Raw genomic sequence first — 20221 nt, 5'->3', positions numbered from 1 at the left:
GAACCTTGAGCCGGGAATTTGGTTATCCTTTCTTGTTTCAACAAGTTACTTTTTGAACTTGCTGAAACAAAAAAATGGAGCCATCTACATGACCTTTCGGTCAAAGTAGATAGCTCCGTTTGACAGCTCCATATAAATGTAGGGCCGTACAGGTAACTTCTATTTTAGCATGTTACATTTGCACTTTTGGATGCTTCCACCTGGAATTTGATATCTTCCCAGGGAACTAATACTAATTCTTTTTTACTGTTTTTCAATTCGATCGTCACATGATCATCTTCGTAGATGGCGTCAAATATTCTTTCCCCATCTTCAGTCCCATCATGCAGATTACGGATGTGTTTTCTCAATTTCATATAACATTCCTCCTTGCTTAAAATGGAATTTCCTCATCAAAACCAGTGGGTGGATCATTTTCATTGTCATTTTTCATGAACGAATCTATGATATACTTAACGTCTGATTTTACTTTCGGATTTTTTGTATCTTCAGCTACCACAGTGTAAAGAGTATCAATGGTATCACCAAGTTTCTGATTTTTGAAGTTACTACATAAGAATTGTGGTCTTTTTCCAGGTATTGTCATCCAAAGTTCTTTTGCAAAAGCATCTTTATCGTCTAATTGATATGTGCCCTTTGATATGTTCATAATGTATAGATGCGACTCATTTTTCAATCTTAAATTATAGCAATTTCCATGTATAGCTGTATTGTTACCAAAAGTATGAGATTGAAAAACAACAGCTTTTATCTCTTCAGGATATCCAGTTTCTCCTTCTATAGAAATAGTCCGGTATTCAAAAAGAGGATGATCCGTATTTCCATTCATATCAGGTTCCAAATTATTAAGTATTTTGGCATTTTCCATTTCCCACGTCAGCAAATCATGGGCAGTATCATTTTCAAGCTTTGTAAGGAATGCCAGCAAATACTTCTCGGTCGGTGTTAAAGACGCTATCTCCACTTTCAAAAGGGTATCGATGCTCACATGAAGTACCTTGGCAATGTTCATGATAAAATCAATGCCTGGTTTACTTCCACCATCCTTACTGGTTCTGGAAATATATCCGGCACTGACCCCTGCCGCACTTTCCACCTCTCCTATTTTTCGGCTCTCACTTTTTATCAGGAATTCGATATTGTCAAAAAGGATTTGAGAATTAAAATGTTCCATTTTTCTACCTCCGCTTTTTACTTACATCATGATTTTATCGATAATGCTCGTTTTCGTCAAGTACTAGTTTTTCTTTTATGTATAAGTTGATTTATGTAAAATACTTGAACTTATATAAAGACCATGAGTTTCATTAAAGTCATACCCATTGGATCAGTTTTTAAATACGAACATATGTTCGTATGCTCATGGATTTATTATAACACAAGATGCTCATTTTAAAAGAGAAATTTTATGGAGAAATTTTTGATAGCGAACTTTATCGGAGTTGATGATCCTTAAGCTTGGTTATTGAAATAGCTAGAACAAAAAATCCGGTGCCGCTCATTTGAATTACCTCAAACAAGATGCACCGGAATAAATGGTCAATATTTAAATTTCCTTTTTACTTATCAAACCCAAAATCATCTGCTTTCAGCACTCTGCAGTTTTCAGAAACAGTCCGTACTGTAGAATCTTGAATCCCACCAGGTGCATCTACCTGCACTTCCAGTCTGATTTCAACCTTTGCTCCATCGATTTCTTGGAGATGTTGGATGACTTCTTTTACATACGTATCCACATCCCGGATCACCCGAGTATTATCCAGTGTTGCAGACAAGAAGAAATGGGTATTTTTCGGAGTTGCCGGAGCCTGAGGCTGTCCACTTTCCTCGCTCTGGGGTATAGTCGGTGTTTCTCCTGTGTGGCTATTTTCCTCAGGTTTACCAGGATAATCAGTCGGGCTTCCCTGCTCCGCCACGCCGCTCGGTCCTGCCGTACTTTCTTCTGCTTCAATCTGTTGTTTCGCCACATCGGCTTTGACCAGCAGATCGGATGGATTCACACTGAAAACGGGCTGATGCCACTTCAGGTCCATATACCGTTGTTTTTCTTCATCATATCCCGCAGCCAAACCGAAGAAGTCAGCAGCTGCCACACCTTTCCGGATGGCCTCTTCCAAAACTCCATAATTAGCCACTCTGGGCAAATAGCAGTAAGTGCATAGATAGATCCACAGCTGTTTAACAGAGATATGGTCTGCATTCTTCCAAAGATATTGGTCTAACGCCAGCTTCAAAGGAGCCGGTGCCCATTTAGAAATCACTTGTTCTGCCTGTTCCATGGTTTTAGCAGCTTTTTCTACAATATTGTCACTACCGCCGCCCATATCCAAGGTATCCCACTGGATGGTATTGGGATCAAACTGGTCGATATAAGGAACCAACAGCCAACAGTACGTTTCTTTCAGTCTGGCCTCCACCGTGGCGTTGCTGCGGTCTAAACTGTTTTTGGTTTCCTTTATCTGATTTCCATCCAGGTTCATCTCATCCTTATCTTTATCCTCAAAGATGGATTTCCATGCCAGATATCGTTTGACTTCCTGTCCCAACGCTCCAATTTTATTTTTATCGGGGGCAACAAAAGCAAGGGTGTTTCGATATACTCTGGGAGCCGTCCCCCGATAATCTAGGAACCCTTTGGCTTTTTCCATAGCTTTACAATCCAGGGAACCATTTTTAAAAGTATCGGTGGGCCACAGAATAACCAGTCTTACCGATTGTTCATCAGGTACATCGTTGGAAGAACTGGGACAAATATGGATACCAGAAAATGGAGCTTCCTTCCGGATCTTTTTCAGTCTTTCTTTGATTTCCATGTCCACATTGGCGGAAGAAATCTGACTGGCACGATCCTCAGCTACCTTTCTCAGCGTAGGTTTCGTATCATACCAATAGCGATCCCCATTCGGATTGTAATACAGATAAGACAAGGAACCATGAAGGGTATTCAGCGCATCTTTAAACGTTGCCGTATTTTCCCCTGGTTGCACAGTTCCCAGCATAACCCGGGAAATTTCTACCCCACGGATTCCTTGTTGCCGAATGGCCGCCGTACTAGGAGCACTGCCCAGCATAATAGTCCGGGTAATTCTCCGGCAGGCAATTCTTTGTCCATAATAGCTGTTAGCCTGGTCCTTTTGGTAGGGAATAGAGTCTTTTCCATCCACTTCACTATCTACAATGCTGTTCCAAGTTTCCGGCAAATAGCGGAGCAGTTCATCCCGTACATTGGATGTATCCAACGGAATGGATCCTGGCATGATCATGGCACTGGCGTCACTGGCCATCCATAACGCATGGATTACCGCCGCCATAAGACGCAGGACACCTCTAGTTCGCTGGAAATTTTCCAAGGTTGCCCAGTCTTCATACAGCCGTTCAAACACTTCCGGATGTATGGGATAACAGGAAATCAACCGTTTCTTATAATCCACCTCTTTGGCTTCCAGCGGAAAGTCTTTTGCATTTTCCTGATACATTGCACTGAAAGCTTCGCAAACCCTTTCTCTGGCTTCTGGATCCTTGCATTTCAGGAAAAGGCGGCGCCGGACCACTTCAAAGCCTTCGTTGGCCGCCACCGGTTTCCAGATGGCTTCCATCCGTCCAAAGGTATGTTCAATAGTTTCCAGGACCTTTTGTCCCGCTGTCCCCCCGATTTCAATATCGGATTCAGGGATAGAAGCAACCACCAAGCTGTTTTCACTGGCTCTGGCTGCTTCCGTGATTTCCTGGATAAAGGTGATAAAATTGTCGTAGGTTCCTGCCGGCAGATTGTCTTTCCCATACAGTTTCTTTCCATAGACAACCAGTTCATCCATCAGCACCAGACAGGGACCGCATTCGTTAAACAGATTCTTCAGCGCTTCCGAACCTGGGGATGTTCCATTTCTGTCCGCCTCCCGGATGTATTTCCCATAAAGTTCCGGTTTCCCTGCAGAAGTAACCAGTTGGAAGGCCATTTCCCCCCAAATAGTACTCACTCTATACCCAGGCAGAGTAGCCGGATTACTCCATTTGGCCGGATTCAGGGCTGTGCCCACTAAAACAGCTACATTGGCTTTGGGCAGTTCTGTAATTCCGACTTCTTCCAAGATGGGTTTCACTACCGGGATGGCTTCAGCGGTAGTTTTCCCCCGCAGTAAATGGTATAGTGCCAACATGCTATGGGTTTTACCGCCACCAAAAGCAGTTTTCAGTTGGATGACAGGTTCTCCGCCCCGTCCAGTTACCCGTTCCAGGGATTGGACCAAAAGCTTTTTCATCCCATCAGTAACATAGGTCCGATTGAAAAATTCCACTGGATCCCGGTATTCATAGGCGCCCTCTCCTTTGGCCACCTGAGAAAGATCCGCCGCAAACTCAGCAGCCTTATAGCGGCCTTCGGCCACATCCGGATGGGGTTCCATCACATCCCGCCAGCTGGGAAGATTCCCCTCTAAGTTGGTTCTCAACACGGCTGCAATCTTTTCCTTCTTTTTGGCTCTCAATTCTTCTGAAGAGAGCGCATTTTCTTGCACTCCTTTTGTCCCAGCTTCCGATCCATACCGTACTTTCCGATACAGGGCACGGATTTCCTCCGTAGCCTCTGCATCTATGGATTCACACAAAAGAGCCATGGTATCCAATGCCCGTTCTGCATAGCTTTGGGACAAATCTCCCGCTCCTTGATGGGCCACGGTATTCCGTACCCCCATAAGCTCTGAAGCCCAGTTTCTGTGGCTTAATGACATTTTTTGGCTGAATACATACTTCCATCTGCGCTGAATCAGCCGGAGACAATTGGCCATATCCAGTGAATCCTGCAGTTCCAGAGGCTCTCCCGAAATAGGTATATCCAACTGATGATTATCAGAATCCGTAAGTGCTTCCCGCACCTGTTCCCACCACTGGTCTTTATAGACACGCCTCAATTCCCCACATACAAAAGCAGAGAGCCAGGGCAAAAGGATATCCATCCCCTTTTGGACCAGCTCATAATTTTCCCGTTCAGCCATCATTTTCCTCCTCTTTCTGTCTTTCAACAGCATGTATGTAACAATAGTCCCTGACTTCCTGCCCAATTAGATTCAATGCATCAGAAAGAGACAAAAGTGTCCCATCCGCATTGAGTACCTTCTGAAACTCGCCAGCTATCTGCAGCCCCATCCCCAAGCCTATGATCTGTTTTTCATCTTCCTGCAGATTCTCCTCGTAAGCCATATCCAATAGAGCCGGGAGACGATGTTTGAGTCCATTGATGAACCCTCTCCGGGTTCCTATCACTTCATCAGTTTCTCTCCTGCGGAAAATTACTGCGACCCGTACCAGCTCTCCCTTCTTCTTGGAAATATTAGTCCTTACTGGCCACAATCCAGTAATACTGAACCCTGCATCTATAATTCCCTGCAAGAGAAAATCAAAAGCATTCTCCCTATCTGCTTCTCTGTAGGCAAAGAAGACTACAGAAGGATATTCCTTAGACGCATGGGGATAGAAATGAGCAAAAATTGTACGGATCTGCTCTTTGTATTTTTCTGCAGCAGCTGCTGCATTTCCTGCAAAATGTTCTGGAATCGAGCAAATTTCTTCTTTCGGAGTACTTTGTTGTTGGAAAACATTCGGGTAAATCGACTCCAATCCCTTTTTCAGCCAACCATAGAAGTAGTCAGACAGTTCCCCATATCCTACATTGTCAAAATAGGGCAACTCCGTAAACAGGATGGAGTCTTCGGGAAACGATACATCCAAGGCATCTGCCTGGAAAACATCAGCAGGACGCGAACCTGAAAGTCCAGAAATGGCATCCGTCATATTTTTCAGCACCGTATGGAAATTCCCTATGGGTCCGGAAATGAATGGGTTTCCTTCCCCAAAGACCCATGCTATGGGCAGTGCCTGTCGGTTGAAGACCGAACGGATATTGCCATTCCTGTTATCCCAGGTACAGAATGCGGAATGGAAGTCTGCCAGTTTACTAATGAGCAAGCTAAGATACACTCCAATAGCCTGGCTGTAAGCCAAAGCCCCCTTGCCTTTTTCTGCCAGAGGCATTCCATCATCCGCCATTTGTTTTTTTATGGCGTCCAATTCTGCTTCTTTGCAAATAACTGGAAGCTGTTCACACAGAGTATCCAGAAAACACTTCTGCCGTGGTGTGAATAGCTGGGAAAATTGGGTAATGCCGAACCGGGGCGGAGCGAACCAGCGGGCATTATTGGGAATCGTTCCCAATGCTTCTTCTTCCGTCCGGACACAGGCAGCTGCCTGTTTTTGTACAGCGTCCGGAGCCAGAAATACCCTCCCCGTCCGTGTCTGGACTCCCACCGCCATTAGTTGGATACCCAGATGGCCATCTTTCCCCGCACGAATTACTTCCTCATCCTGGGCAATGCTGCCGCAATGAGGACAAATGAACCGAGCTCCCTTGCTACCATGTTTATTGGTTTCTTTTCCATGAGGGCAAATTCCCTGATGAATCTGGAATGTCAGCTTTTTTCCTTCTGACACCGGTTCTGCCCAGTATTCTTTTCCTTTCGTCCTGGTAAGGACAAAACTGGAAGCCAAAGGCATTTCACAGCTGCATGCCGGATTGGGGCATTCCATGGTCCGAACCCATATCCAGGCAAATACGGGCAGTGGCTGCTGTTCACTCGGGAGATTGACCAGTGGATACTGGTTTTCCAAGAGAGTACATACCCTTTCCCCCAGCTTTTTCCCATAATAGGCCACATCTGCTTCCAAGCCTTCTGTCCCTTCTGTCAACAGGGCACTGGCATCGGGATTCACTGGCTGTCGTTCTCCAAATTCTGCCGGAATTTCAGCTGCTGCTTTGGTGAGAGTAACAGCTACCGGGTTCAGATCACTGGCAATAACCGGCAGCCCCAATTTCTGAGCTGCCATTACTAATCCTCCAAACCCTGCGAAAGGATCACACACTACCGGACCATTGGAAGAAGCTGGTATTTGTACTTTTCCACCGTCAGCAAGCTGTCCCAATCTTTCAAAGACAGTACGCCATTGTGCTTCTTCCTGGGGCGTATCTTCCAGTACAGCAGCCAGGAGAGCGGCAGAAGAATCAATAGGTGTCCGGTTCCACCAGGGATGGAGATTCCCCGGATGGCCTTTTTTCACCTTTTCCCCTATAGCTGATTGAGTGAGAATATGCACAGGGAGCCTGGTCTCTATGATTTTTTTCATGGGAACATGATGTGACCCCAAAAAGTTAGACCTTAGTAACGAGATGGTTTTTACTGTCTCGTTACTTTTTTATGCTGCCAGCAAAGAAAGCCTGTATTGAACAGGACTTTTCCAGCCCAGTTTTTCCTTGATCCTTTGTTCGTTATAGTATTTGATGTATCGTTCGATAGCGGCTCTTAGTTCTTCGTAGCTGTAGTAGATCACTCCATAATACATTTCCTGTTTCATTAAGCCGAAAAAGTTTTCCATTACAGCGTTATCATGACAGTTACCCTTTCGAGACATGCTCTGAAAAATTCGTTCTTTTTTTAGTTTCCTGGTATAGGCCTTCATTTGGTATGCCCAGCCCTGATCGGAGTGAAACGTTCTTCGATATGGACAATCAGCAGTAATTTCGATTGCTTCAGCTTGAGCTTCCAGTATGCTTTCAGCCGAAGGACGTTTGGCTATTCCATAGCTGATGATTTCATCATCGAACATGTCCAGGAAAGGATCCAGATAAAGCTTGTGCAGGGTCAGATGTCCCTGTGTATCTACTTCATAATATTTGAATTCTGAAGTATCGGTCGTAATCTTCTGATGTGGGATATTCGTCTCAAAACGACGATGTATTCTATTCGGAGCAATGGTCCCTACCTTACCCTTATAGGAACTGTATTTACGGCTTTTCCGGGTAAAGGATGTTACCTGAAGGCTCAGTTTCTGCATGATACGTTGAACTTTCTTCTTGTTCACGCAAATCCCTTGATTCTTCAGCTCACCGGTCATGCGCCGATATCCATAATCTTTATGCTGGCTGCGGATTTCCTGTATTTTGTCCTCTACTTCCTGGTCTGGATTCACGCGGTCAAACCGTTTCTGCCAGTACATATAGGTCGCTTTGGGCATTTGAGTATAGGAGAGAAGGTCTTTCAATTTGAATGATCTTCGGAGACTGGAGATGATTTTCGCAACTCTCTCATTTTTGCTTCGTCCTCTAAACGCAGTCTCCTCAGTTCTTTTAAAAAAGCATTCTCTATACGGAGTTTAAGATTTTCATCCTCTAACTCCTTGACATGTTCCACACTGATGTCGACCATCGGCTGCTGAACCTGGGTATCTGTTTTTTTGGTTTGAGATTTGTTCAAAGTTCTCTTCCTGCCTTTTTTATGTGACCGTAAAGCATCTGGTCCCGCAATTCTAAATTCATTGACCCATCTGGCAATCATTGATGGGTTGTTGATCCCTACTTGAATTGCTAGTTCCTGATATGAGATTTCATTTGTTAAGTAAGACTCTACCACAGAAAGTTTTTCTTTGAAAGAGTATATTTTTTGAGAGCGGGATCTTTTCAGTCCATCATCACCAAATGCCTTGTAAGCAGCAACCCACTTTAGCAGCTGGCTGCTACTTGCCATCCCATATTTACGTGAAATAGAAATACACCCTTCGTCACTGTTCAAATATTCCAGTACTATTTTTTTCTTAAATTCATAGCTGTGTTTTGCCATAAAAAACTGACCCTCAATTGTTAGATTTTTGGTCTAACAATTGGGGGTCAGCTCAACATCTGACTCCTTTGTTAATGGTTTGTAAGGTTAGAACAGATCCAATTGCTCCGGCTGCTGGGCTTTCAATTCTGCAGCCCGGCTTTGGATATCCGGCCAAGAAACCACCAGGGCATTGTAAGCAAAAGCTTCACTGGTCCAACCTTTCTGCTCGGCAACGGTGTACAGCCGGTAGGCCAGATCTTTGGCATGTTCTGCATTACTGCCATAGAGGGCAGCCGCCTGTTTGGCGCATTGTTCAATGCCACCAGTTTCCATGGCATAGGTCAACTGCTGTGTCAGCAGCCAAATATTGGTTTCATCCAAAAGAACCGCCTGGGGCAGATCTTCCCGCTTCACCAAATGGACCTTGCCGGCTTTGGCATACAGTACCCCATGATTCACCATATTGGGAATATGGGCCCCTTTGGCCGTGGAAAGGATTTCCGCTTCTCCAAAAGGAATATCTTCGTAAGCGTTCTGCAGATATAAGTCCACGCAGAACCGACTTTCCGTATCCAGACTGCCTACCTGTTCATTGAAATAGGCATCCACCTGTTCATTGATCACCTGCAGCGCGCTGCGCACGGTCATTTCGCTCCCATCGGCCTCCAAAACGCTGCTGTATCGGGAAAACACACCCATCCCCGGACCAATAGCCGCCTGGGCCAAGTCCACCGGAGCGATGTTGCTTTCCTGGAGTTTTTTCAGTGCGGGGTGCAGTTCTCTCCGGAGCTGGGCGATCAAAGTCCGTCGGGTAGTTTGCGGTGCATCTTCCGGTCGTTTTCGGCAAACAAGGACGATGGAAGAAGCAAGGGCATTGGTGCCAAGCCCTATCGTTCTTGCAGAACGTTCTGTTCGCATCGGCCATGTCCCTGTAATGCAAAAACCTGCACGAACAATAGCAGACAACATAGTTTCCCAACCTGATGAAGATTTTCCCTTCTCACTAGTATCACTTTGTTTATAGGCATAATAAATGGTAACCGGAATATTTCTCTTGAGAATATTTATAAATCTGTCGGCAAGCTGAAAGCATTCCACTTTCAAAAAACACTTTTGCCTTTTCTTTATTTCCCTCATGGCGATATGGTGTGGCAATCAGTTCTTCTACTTTTGGAACCAGCATGGTACTGAACAGGTTCGGATAAATATCTCTTAAAGATTGACGTATCCAAACATAAAAATAATCTGATAGGTCTGCATATCCAATATTATCATAGTAAGGAGGATCCGTAGAAACCATAATATTTCGTAATCCGCAATCCGTTTGAGCATCAAATTGTTCAGACTGTCCTAAATTAGTTCCATTAAATTCCTTAATGGCTTCATAAATCCAGCCAACACATGCATCTGACCAATTACCACATGATCCACTAAAAGGATTAACTTCAGTAAAATCCCAAACCATTGGTAAGGCCTGTCGAGCAAAAGTATTTCTTGAGGCCTCTACAGTATTTCTCCAACTAACTAAACTAGACCATGCATCGGAGGCTCTATCTATTGCAAATGCCAAATACACCCCTACAGCTTCCCCATAGGCTTTGGCTCCTTGGCCACCTGCATCCAGACCTTTTCCATCATTCTCCATACCCGCCGCCAGAGCATCTTTTTCCGCTTTGGCTATGACATCGGAAATCAGGGAACTGAAGGTAGTGAGTGCGGTGAGTTGGCGGTTGGTAAATAATTCTTTCCACATCGTGATTCCATAGCCTCGTCCGCTTACTAAATCAGGTGTATTTGTATTCATTTGATCTTCTGGAACCCACTTCGGCATTGCAGATAGTGCAATTTGACTTTGTTCTTCAAAGGGGGAAATATATATACGACTCTTTTTCCCTTCAGCTACTATTGCCATTAATTGAGTATCGTTTCTATGAGCCATAAATTCATCATGTATATATTTTTTCTCAGTAACAGAACCACATTTTACACACCTAAATGAAGCCCCTTTATTCAATTTAACCGACTCTTTTTCTTTTGGACATTTTCCATGACGAATATTATATTTAATTTCATTGTTTTGAATAATCGGTTCAACCCAAACTTCTTTTCCTTTTTTCTTGGATAACACAAACGAACTGGCCAGCGGCATTTCACAGCCGCAGGCCGGATTGGGACATTTTACAGTCCGTACCCAGATCCAGGCAATCACCGTTGCTTCCCCGCCCCCTTCTTCCGGAGGCAGCTGGACTTTGGGGTACAGATGTCCGATTTTTTCATAGGCTTTCTGTTTCATCCACTCCCCATAATAGCGGACATCTTCAGCCAGACCGTGAGCGCCGACCCAATCCGTATTTAGTAAAGAAGCCCGAGCGTCCGGGTTCACCGGTGCCTTTCCGGCAAACCGGGGTGGAATCTCGATCATGGCTTTGTTAATCATAACCGCCACCGGGTTTAAGTCATGAGCAATGGCTTTCAGTCCCAGGCGCTGGGCTTCCAGAGGGATGGCTCCCCCGCCTGCAAAAGGATCCAGCAGGGTAGGGAATTTTCCTTGGTTGTATTTCAGAATTTCCTTTTTAGCTGCGCCCAGCACATCCTGATTATTGGAATTTTCCCAGATTACCAGATCTTCCAAAATGGCAAAAAGCCGTTCCCGCTCTTTGTGCTGTTCTTCTTCCGTAGGGAATAGCTCAGGATGGGACGAAGGATCATCCACCAGACTGGCCCAGATAACAGCCCGAGCTGCTGCCAAAGGCCGCCGTGCCCACCACAGATGCAGTGTAGAAGGATGCCCGTGACGGATGGATTTTTCCCGAGCACAGGCTTCATTGATTTTATCCAGTGGCAGTGCCACCTCAATTAACTTTTTGATTGCCATTGTTCGACTCACTCCTGAAGCAGGATATCTGATTGACGGATCAGATCCTGGATATCGTAATTAATGCTGGTCGCCGTGAAGTCCGGGGGATTCTGGAAAGGCCGCTGCAGATAGGTGATATGAGTTTTCTCCCCCTCCACTTCCACAATGGCCAAAATGAACTGTTCCGGCCGGTTCAGCGCTGTCAAAATTTCATTTTTACTGACAGTAACAGTAGAAGCCCCTTTTTGCCGTCCTTTTACTTCTATGAATCGGAGGGCATTGTTATGGGCTGTGTCCTGTTTGGATTCCGGTATATGGGATTCCACATCATAGCCGCATTTTTCAGCACTTACATCCCTGGGAATATACCCCAGTTTCGTTTCCATATCCATCACAGCCTTCATGGCTGCATATTCCATACTCTTCCTGTCTCCCTGCCCAAACGGTACCGGTTTCTCTTTATGGGTAAGAGAATAAGCCAGCCCTTTGGAAACCACTAGGGCTCCCCCTGTAATCATTGGCGACAAAGGAGAAATATTCTTTTCTTTGGTGATTTCCGCCAGCCGTTCATTTTTCCGGCGTGCCAGCTCATCGGCTCTCTGTCTGGCCTTTTGAGAGTTCAGTTTGGCGTTGATTTTGCCGGCAGCCTCTTTTTGCTCCAATTCCACAGCTCGGGCATCCCAATATTGGATTTCCCGTGTCAGCCTATGTGTAACGGCTTTGGCCGTCTTATCCAAAGAGGCTGTTTTTTGCTTTTTCACTTCCGCCAAATGGGCGGGAATCAACTGCTGGACCGCGTAATTTCTTGCTTTTTCTTCCACTCCGCTGCTCAGCCACTTTTGCTGCAGAAGCCAGGATACAACTGCCGCTCTTTCTTTTTCGCTGGCTTCTCGGTAATCCAAATAAGGGGCATACCCTGCATTTTTTGCGGTTCCGTCTTCCTGCAGTTCCACAAAATGCATGTGCTTGGAAATGATCCTGTGCTTTTGACTAGGCAGCATCACCCCATCCTGGATGGCATCTTCAATATAGACCAGAAGACGGGCTTTCGTTCCATAATCCCTCTCATCCACAAAAATGGCTCCTTCTTTCAAGGTTTCTCCATTCCGTGCCAGGATCAAATCGATCACGGCTTCCAAAAGAGGATGTCCCGGACACAAAAGATCTGCATCGGGCTTTCCTTGGAGGGTGCAGAAGGATTTATCAAAACAAACCCGCTCATAACTTCTCAGCACATGGTCACCGAACCCGATAACCCGATCCCGCTGCCGAAGAGCTGCCGGGACAAAGGGAATCTCGTACCGTCCCTTTTCCCGTTTCTGTACCCGTCCTCCTACACTTTTAAAGGCTTCCAAAAAGAATGCTTCAATAAAATGAGGCTGCAGTTTATGGGCCTCCATCCGTTCCATATCCTCTTTAATCAGATTCACGGTGTGGACGTCCATCACGTCATTGGTCAGTGCCTGCTCTTGGATCAGTTTCCGGAATACTTCCGGATCCATAGATGCATCCACCACCTGATTCAGCCGATTTCGTACTTTGGGATCATTGCCATAGCGGATGGCTTCGATCAGCAAATCTTTCAGGGACTTGTTATCAAAGGTCATTTTCCCCAAGATATCAAACACCTTTCCGCCCAGGGCTTTCCGTTCCTCTTCCAATTTGGTGAAAAGCCTCTGGAATACGTACCCTTCCCGGGTTTCCGCAGCCACCAGATTCCAAAGATGGCAGACTTCCAACTGACCGATCCGATGGATTCGGCCAAAACGCTGTTCCAGACGGTTGGGATTCCAGGGCAGGTCATAATTGATCATCAGATGGGCCCGCTGCAAGTTAATGCCTTCGCCGGCAGCATCCGTGGCAATCAGGATCCGCACTTTAGCATCCTGTTTGAACTGTTCTTCCACTTTGTGCCGTTCATCCCGGTGCATCCCACCCTGAATGGTTACCACTGCCTCCTGGTCTCCCAAAAGGGAACGGATTTTCCCCGCCAAATAATGGAGCGTGTCTTTGTGTTCAGTAAAAATGATCAGTTTTTCTCTCTGGCCATCTTTGCCAAACATAAAGACATCATCCTGGAGCAGTTTGGACAATTCATCCCATTTCCGGTCCACCCCACTGACCCGTACCTGGTCAGCCAATTGTTCCAGATGTTTCAGGGTATTGATTTCCGCTTCCAGCTCTGCAATAGTAGCAGCGGCAGAAGCCTGGTCCACTACATGCTCTTCCAGCTGTTCCTGTTCCTCTGACGACAGATTGTCGTCATCCATTTCATCCCAATCCAGCGTTTGGCACTCTTCCGTCCGTTTTCCCTGGCGTTCTTCTGCCAAACGTCGTTCCAGCCGTTCTCTTCTCCTGTGGAGCGATTGGTAAATGGCTTCTGGTGAAGAAGCCAGCCGCCGCTGCAGAATGGTCAGTGCAAAGCCTACAGTATTTTTCCGTTCTTTATTCAGTTTATCTGCCCGATTGAATTCTCCCTGTACGTATTCCGTCACTTCCTGGTATAGCTGAGCCTCCAATGGGGAAAGAGAATAATTGACCGTATAGGCTCTGCGTTCCGGGAACAAAGGAGTACCGTCGAACTTCAACAGTTCTTCTTTGACCAGGCGACGCATTACATCATTTACATCCACAGTCCGTTTCCCATTTCCATGATTGACTCCGAATCGGTCCGGGTCCACCAAAGAAAGGAATAATTCAAAGTCTGCTTCTTTTCCGTTATGGGGAGTGGCCGTCAGCAATAGGAAATTCCGGGTGATGGTAGAAAGCAGCCTGCCCAGTTGGAATCGTTTTGTGTACTTTACTTCCCCTCCCCAAAGGGTAGCAGACATTTTATGGGCTTCATCCACTACAATCAAATCCCAGTCAGAAACTCGAAGTTTAGCCTGCAGTTCTTCATTTCGGGCCAATTTGTCCATTCTTGCCAGGCAAAGATTGGCCTCTGTAAAAATATTTCCGGTAACAGCAGATTCCATGCGCTCGTTGGTCAAGATCTCAAAACGCAGGTGAAATTTGGAATACAATTCATCCTGCCATTGCTCCACCAAGTTCCCTGGAGTAACAATCAGGCAACGTTGCAAATCGCCCCTGGCCATCATTTCTTTGATGTAGAGACCGGTCATGATGGTTTTACCAGCTCCTGGATCATCCGCCAGGATATAACGGAGTGGAATCCGAGGAAGCATTTCCTGATACACTGCAGAAATCTGATGGGGCAGTGGTTCCACGGAAGACGTATGGATTGCCAGGTATGGGTCAAACAAATGAGCAAGACTGATGCGGTAGGCTTCAGATGCTAATTTCATGCGGCCAGGATCTCCCTTGAAACTCCAAGGCAGGTGCTGGGTTTCCAGTTCCAGTTCCGGCTCTCTGTCCCGATAAAGGATCTGGTTGCCTAGGTTCTCATTCGAATCCTTGTAGACCACTTCTACCGCATTGCTGCCGCACCAATTGGCCGCAATAAGGGTAACCGCTTCATTTCCCACTATTCCCTTGACTTTTGTGCCGACCACAAGGTCTTCCAGTGTACTCATCCCGTTGTCTCACTTCTTTTCTCTATTTATGCTCTTTTAATGGATTTTTATGCATAAGAATAGGCCAGCACTGCAGGAATCGCTGGCGAAACAAAATACATATTCATATTATTTTACCAAACTTAACGTAAAATTTCACTAAAGAAATCAGGTTTCCTGTAAAATTTTCTATACCTAGCCTATCTCAGCCTACTACAGCGAAAAAGCCGTGGCAGTAAATTCCGCCACGGCTACCTCCCTTGCTACGCTCTTACCTACGAGCAAGTCTTTCCATATCTGAATAAATTTACTTCATAACAATAACGCCTAAAAAGGAGTTAATCCTCGTCTTCAGACAAATATTCCCTTAAAGCCGTCACCACCAACAGATCCGCTGGCAGCCAATCCACGCTATCCAACTCATCATAAGAAAGCCACCGAGCAGCTTCGTGCTCCAGTAAGGTCAAGTTGCCTCGTTCCACTTTGCAGAGGAAACACTGCATGGAAAGATGGAAAGTGGGATATTCGTATTCAACGGTGGTGAGAGGCTGTTCCACCTGGATTTCCGTGTCCAGTTCTTCCTGGATTTCCCGTTTGAGGGCCTCTTCCGGCGTTTCTCCAGGCTCGATCTTTCCTCCAGGGAATTCCCAGCCATCTTTAAATTCTCCATAGCCCCGTTGGGTGGCGAAGACTTTATTCTGGTTGATGATCAGCGCTGCCACAACTTGCACCGTTTTCAAAGCCATCTCCCCTTCCCTCACTTTTAAAACACTCTGGTTTATTATACCATAGCCGCTGTAGAAATTTTGGGACAGCGAAAGGAAAAAGCCCTGGCAGGAATTTCCCACTCCCGCCAGGGCTTTTCCTTACCCTAGAACCATTGTTTCAATGGTTCGTATATTTTTTGACTTCTTCCTCAATGAATTGATGTTCCCATTTCCACAATTCCATTTGCTTTTCCGCATCTACTCCACAAACGCCTGATAGATCTTCTCTGACAGCTCAGCCATGGTTCCGTAGGGAGTGTAATCCCGGGTGAAGATCACCAGCACGTAGGCCCCTTTGGGGGTGTACACGATGCCCCCGTCGTGGCGCAGGTCGTTGACTTCTCCTGTTTTGTGGGCCACCACCGTTCCCTGGGGCAGGTCTCCGGGGATGCTGTCGTTGTCGGTCTGGCGTTTGTAAATGGCCAGCATTTCCCGGTCCTGGGCCGGGCCCACACATTTTCCCTGGTACAGCCGCTTGAACAGCAGAGCAATATCCCGGGTGCTGGTCAGGTTCTCCCGTCCTGCCTCCATAGCCTCTGTATCCATCATCTTCCGGCGCAGGACGCTGTGGGTGTACCCATGGCTCTGCATATAGGCATTGATCCGGTCCATGCCCAGCCGGTCGATGAGCAGGTTGGCCGCGGTGTTGTCACTTTCGGTGATCATCAATTCCAGGGCCTCTTGGAGGGGCACTTTGCTGCCGTACCCCCGTCCCTGGAGGACCCCTGCCCCACCCACCACATTGTCCGAGGTCAAGGTGAAGGTTTCCTTCCGGCTCAGTCTGCCGTCCTGGATGTCCTCATAGGCTTTGGCCAAGATAAAGACTTTGATCATGCTGGCAGAAGGCATGGTTTCGCTGCCCAAGTAGATGCTCTGGTTGGTGGCCAGATTGGTGAAATAGACCTGGGCAGGTCCAGCCTCCCGGATGATCCGTCCGATTTTCTGGAGCCGGGGGCTCAGGGCCGCCCTGGCAGAAGCTGCAGCCGGTGCACTGGCCTGGGAGGTACGGGGGACGCCTAGCCCGGACAGCAGCAGAAGGCCCGTCAGCAGCAGGCCGATTCCCTTGTTCAACGATTTCAAAAGAACTTCACTCCTTCCCCGGCCAGCCGGCCCTTCAATCCTGCCATGAAACGGGGCCCCGGATCAGTCTTACCATGGTAATAGCCCGGTACGTTTTCTTTCCACAAAGAAGTATGCCGGGCCTGTTCCTGCTGATAATGGCCCAGCACCCACTGGAGTGTGGGATATTTGTCCCGGAGATACCGGATCAGTTCCACATTGGCTTCAAGCTGGGCCGGGGTCAGGTCTTCCCGGCCCTCCGCTCCGCCCACGTTCTCGATGCCAATGGCGCACCAGTTCAGTCCGATGGCATGGCGGTTCAGGGCGGTTTCCGGGGTCAGCTGCCAGATGGTGCCGTCCCGGTCCACCAGATAATGGGAGGCCACGTTCAGCGTGCCGTTTTTCAGTCGGGGATTCTCCTCGTTGTAAAAGTATCGGAACACCCCGTCCCGGGAATTGGAAGCCGTCCAGTGGACCACCACCGCCTGCGGGACAATGGTTTCCATCTCCCGGCCGTAGTGGATCCGGGCATATTCCCGCATCAGCCGGCGCCGCAGGCCCGTATAGGCAATGGGCCTGACCTTTATGGCCGGTTTTTCCGAAGCTTGTTTTCCCTGTACCGCCGTCCCCGGAGGAGCCGCGGCCAGGGAAGATTCTTGGGCACAGGACCAGGCCCCGATGCCCAAAACCAGGAGGCACGCCCATACAAAGGTCTGCCCGGCTCTTTTTTTCATATCCATGGTGTTCTCCTCCTTACTTATAAAGGATAGCACAAGGGGAGTGGCCCCGCAATGGTTTGAAGGGGGAAGCATCCGTCAAAAAAGCCCTATGAACTGGGCCAGTTCCCCTCGTTCTTTTCCTTTGTTTTGTCCTGATTTCATGGTAAAATAGGAAAGATTCGGCAATTGCCATGGATTCTGAAGAAAAGGAAGTATGGAAAAGAATGAATGCTTTGCATGATAATTGGGAAAAGCAAAGAGAGATCTCTCCGGAAGAACTGGCGGAACTGGATTCCCAGCAAATCTATGTGGTGGATATCCGGGATGCAGCGGCCTTCCAGCGAGGGACCCTGCCGGGAGCCGTGAACCTAAATCCCCTGGAACTCCAGGAAGGGCTCCTGGAACTGCCGGAAGAAAAGCTCATCGTCTGCCTCTGCATGTGGGGGAAAATCAGCCTGGGCTTGGCGGACAACCTACGGGAACAAGGCTATACAGCGGTCTCCCTCAAGGGAGGCTATGCGCTGTGGCTCCAGTGCCGGCTGGAAAAGCAGGCAGTCCAAGACGCTGCCGATTCCCAGCGGCTGAAACGGATCGAGACTTCCCTGCGCCGGAAATACAAGCGGCGGATTTCCAGTAAATTCGTCCAGGCTATCTGCGATTACGAGATGATCCAGCCGGGAGACAAAATCGCCGTGTGCATCTCCGGCGGCAAAGATTCCATGCTCATGGCCAAGCTGTTCCAGGATCTGAAACGCCACAACAAGATTCCCTTCGGCCTGGTGTTCCTGTGCATGGATCCGGGCTACAATGAAATGAACCGGAAAATCATCGAAGAGAACGCCAAACTGCTCCACGTGCCCTTGACCTTCTTTTCCACCAACATCTTCGAATCCGTCTTCCACGTGGAGGAATCCCCCTGCTATCTCTGCGCCAAGATGCGCCGGGGATACCTCTACCGGAAGGCACGGGAACTGGGCTGCAACAAGATTGCCCTGGGGCACCATTTCGATGATGTAATCGAGACCAATCTGATGAGCATCCTCTATGCCGGCGCCGTCCGCACCATGCTGCCCCGACTGAAGAGCACCAGCTGCCCGGGAATGGAACTGATCCGGCCTCTCTATTACGTCCGGGAAGCTGACATCAAGAGCTGGCGGGACGAAAATGACCTGTATTTCATCCAGTGTGCCTGCAAATTCACGGAAACTTGTTCCACCTGCCATACAGATGGAACCACCGATTCCAAGCGGCTGGAAGTGAAGAAACTGATCGCCCAGCTGGCCGCCGGCAATCCCCAGGTTCCCAGCAACATCTTCCACAGCATGGAAAACATCAACCTGGATACCGTACTGAAGTTCAAGCAACATGGGAAGGAACACAGTTTTTTAGAGGAATGGGAGAAGTAAAGAAGGGGGGTGTTGTACGTTAAGTGCAACACCCCCCTTCTTTACTTCTCCGGCCCTTCTTGATGGATATGGGCGATGGGGATCCATTTCCTTTGGGGGAAAAAGACGGAATAGACGGCGATCAGGGAAAGGAAAATGCAGAAAAATCCACCTGTCAGGATCCCTGGCAGCATTTTTTTGATCTGGAGTTCCCCGCCCCGGACCGCATTGGTCCCCATGATCAGGCTCAGCACATAGAGCATGGTCCACCAGAGCACATCCTTCCCAGTGAGGAGAGGCAGACCTTCCAGGGCCCGGTGTCCCACCCACAGCAGATTGGTCAGGAAATAAAAGCCGAACACCACGCACATGAGCATGGGGATGAAATTATCGATCAGCCGAATGTCAGGCTTTGCCCGGAAATGACGGAACCATTCCCGCCAGTACAACTGGGCGATTTCGTAATTCCCCGTCATCCACCGGCGCAGCTGGCTCACCATGGCCTTCCATGTCACGGGCTGTTCATCATAGAACCGTGCCTTGTCCTGGTATTCGGAAAAGATTCCCTTGAAATTCTGCTGCATGGAAAACTCCATGTCTTCCACAATGGTCCGGGTATGCCAGCCTTCTCCCTCCAGCAGCCGGCTGTCGAAGCCGAACCCGGTGCCGGAAATAATGGCCGGCATATCCACATTATACCGAGGCTTGCTGAACACATCCACGCTGAGCCAGTACATGCTGTACCATTGGGAGATCAGGTTGTCATAGGGATTGAGGGGAAGCCGGTTCCCCATGACCAGCCGGGCCCCATGGGTGAAGCTGTCGTTGAGGGCCGTCAGGAAGCCCCGATCGGCCATATTGTCCGCATCGAAGATCACCAGATGGGAAAAAGAACTTCCGAACCGCTCCTGGATGAGGGGGATCCCCCAGCTGAGCACGGCGCCTTTCCCAGTACGGGGGCCGCTGCTCCGTTCCAGTACCGTCACATGGGGGTACTGCTGAGCTGTTTCCGCCGTCCGGTCCGTACAGTGGTCCGCCAGGACGAACACCTGATACCGGTCTCCATCGTAATCCTGGTCCTCCAGGCTCTGGAGAAGTTTCCCGATCACCGGTTCTTCGTTATGGGCACAGACCAAGATGGCAAAACGGCTGGGGCCGGCCACAAGGGGCCGCGGCTTCTTGTGGGTCAGCCGACCCATGAACACAGTGCTGCAGGTCCAGAGGAAGGTCAGGAACAGCACCAGCTGGACAATGAAGGTCAGTACATACATCATGAT

Annotated in this window: 14 protein-coding genes; 1 reads left to right on the top strand and 13 read right to left on the bottom strand. The window is 48.0% G+C overall.

The features are described from left to right. Positions 1–164 precede the first annotated feature (164 nt). The 12 genes from BQ2657_RS09015 to BQ2657_RS08965 all read right to left on the bottom strand — a co-directional run bounded on the left by BQ2657_RS09015 (position 165) and on the right by BQ2657_RS08965 (position 17580). Positions 165–356, bottom strand: a complete 192-nt coding sequence (locus BQ2657_RS09015; RefSeq protein ID WP_075580312.1) for a hypothetical protein — start codon at positions 354–356, stop codon at positions 165–167. Between the two features lie 17 nt (positions 357–373). Further along, complete coding sequence (locus tag BQ2657_RS09010; protein ID WP_075580311.1) at positions 374–1174, bottom strand: helix-turn-helix domain-containing protein; 801 nt, start codon at positions 1172–1174, stop codon at positions 374–376. 385 nt (positions 1175–1559) lie between these two features. Beyond that, positions 1560–4952, bottom strand: a complete 3393-nt coding sequence (locus BQ2657_RS09005) for a DUF499 domain-containing protein (protein WP_232709101.1) — start codon at positions 4950–4952, stop codon at positions 1560–1562. A 31-nt stretch (positions 4953–4983) separates the two neighbouring features. Beyond that, positions 4984–7173: a DUF1156 domain-containing protein gene (locus tag BQ2657_RS09000; protein ID WP_143224862.1), complete on the bottom strand. Its 2190-nt coding sequence runs from the start codon at positions 7171–7173 to the stop codon at positions 4984–4986. 69 nt (positions 7174–7242) lie between these two features. After that, a complete protein-coding gene (locus tag BQ2657_RS13685; RefSeq protein WP_408607745.1) occupies positions 7243–8115 on the bottom strand; it encodes an IS3 family transposase in 873 nt (290 codons plus the stop codon). Next, positions 8085–8663 carry a helix-turn-helix domain-containing protein gene (locus BQ2657_RS13680; protein ID WP_075578809.1) on the bottom strand — a complete coding sequence of 193 codons (579 nt, stop codon included), beginning with the start codon at positions 8661–8663 and terminating at the stop codon, positions 8085–8087. The genes BQ2657_RS13685 and BQ2657_RS13680 overlap by 31 nt, the downstream gene beginning before the upstream one ends. An 87-nt stretch (positions 8664–8750) precedes the next feature. Beyond that, positions 8751–9563: a hypothetical protein gene (locus BQ2657_RS13135; protein WP_198524544.1), complete on the bottom strand. Its 813-nt coding sequence runs from the start codon at positions 9561–9563 to the stop codon at positions 8751–8753. A 100-nt stretch (positions 9564–9663) separates the two neighbouring features. Further along, the gene (locus BQ2657_RS08985; protein WP_198524543.1) at positions 9664–11520 is read right to left on the bottom strand and encodes a DUF1156 domain-containing protein; all 1857 of its coding nucleotides are present in this window, start codon (positions 11518–11520) and stop codon (positions 9664–9666) included. Positions 11521–11528: 8 nt separating this feature from the next. After that, entirely contained in the window at positions 11529–15035 is a 3507-nt protein-coding gene (locus BQ2657_RS08980; RefSeq protein ID WP_075580308.1) for a helicase-related protein, read from the bottom strand. Between the two features lie 317 nt (positions 15036–15352). Beyond that, on the bottom strand, positions 15353–15754 hold the full coding sequence (mutT, locus tag BQ2657_RS08975; RefSeq protein ID WP_075581057.1) for an 8-oxo-dGTP diphosphatase MutT: 402 nt from the start codon (positions 15752–15754) through the stop codon (positions 15353–15355). Between the two features lie 225 nt (positions 15755–15979). Further along, positions 15980–16861 carry a serine hydrolase gene (locus tag BQ2657_RS08970; RefSeq protein ID WP_083236238.1) on the bottom strand — a complete coding sequence of 294 codons (882 nt, stop codon included), beginning with the start codon at positions 16859–16861 and terminating at the stop codon, positions 15980–15982. Beyond that, the gene (locus BQ2657_RS08965; protein ID WP_075580307.1) at positions 16858–17580 is read right to left on the bottom strand and encodes an N-acetylmuramoyl-L-alanine amidase; all 723 of its coding nucleotides are present in this window, start codon (positions 17578–17580) and stop codon (positions 16858–16860) included. Before BQ2657_RS08965 ends, BQ2657_RS08970 begins: the two co-directional genes overlap by 4 nt. 203 nt (positions 17581–17783) lie before the next feature. On the opposite strand from BQ2657_RS08965, the gene BQ2657_RS08960 reads away from it, so the two are divergent. Further along, positions 17784–18965, top strand: coding sequence for a PP-loop family protein (locus tag BQ2657_RS08960; protein WP_075581055.1), 1182 nt, complete (start codon positions 17784–17786; stop codon positions 18963–18965). Positions 18966–19006: 41 nt separating this feature from the next. Here the strand turns inward: BQ2657_RS08960 and BQ2657_RS08955 are convergent, their stop codons facing one another. Further along, entirely contained in the window at positions 19007–20218 is a 1212-nt protein-coding gene (locus BQ2657_RS08955; protein WP_232709056.1) for a glycosyltransferase family 2 protein, read from the bottom strand. Between the last annotated feature and the right edge of the window lie 3 nt (positions 20219–20221).

Origin of the sequence: Acidaminococcus massiliensis (assembly GCF_900095825.1) — a bacterium.
GTDB lineage: Bacteria > Bacillota > Negativicutes > Acidaminococcales > Acidaminococcaceae > Acidaminococcus > Acidaminococcus massiliensis.
Note: the sequence above shows the minus strand (reverse complement) of the source record. Positions and strands in the feature narration are given on the sequence as shown.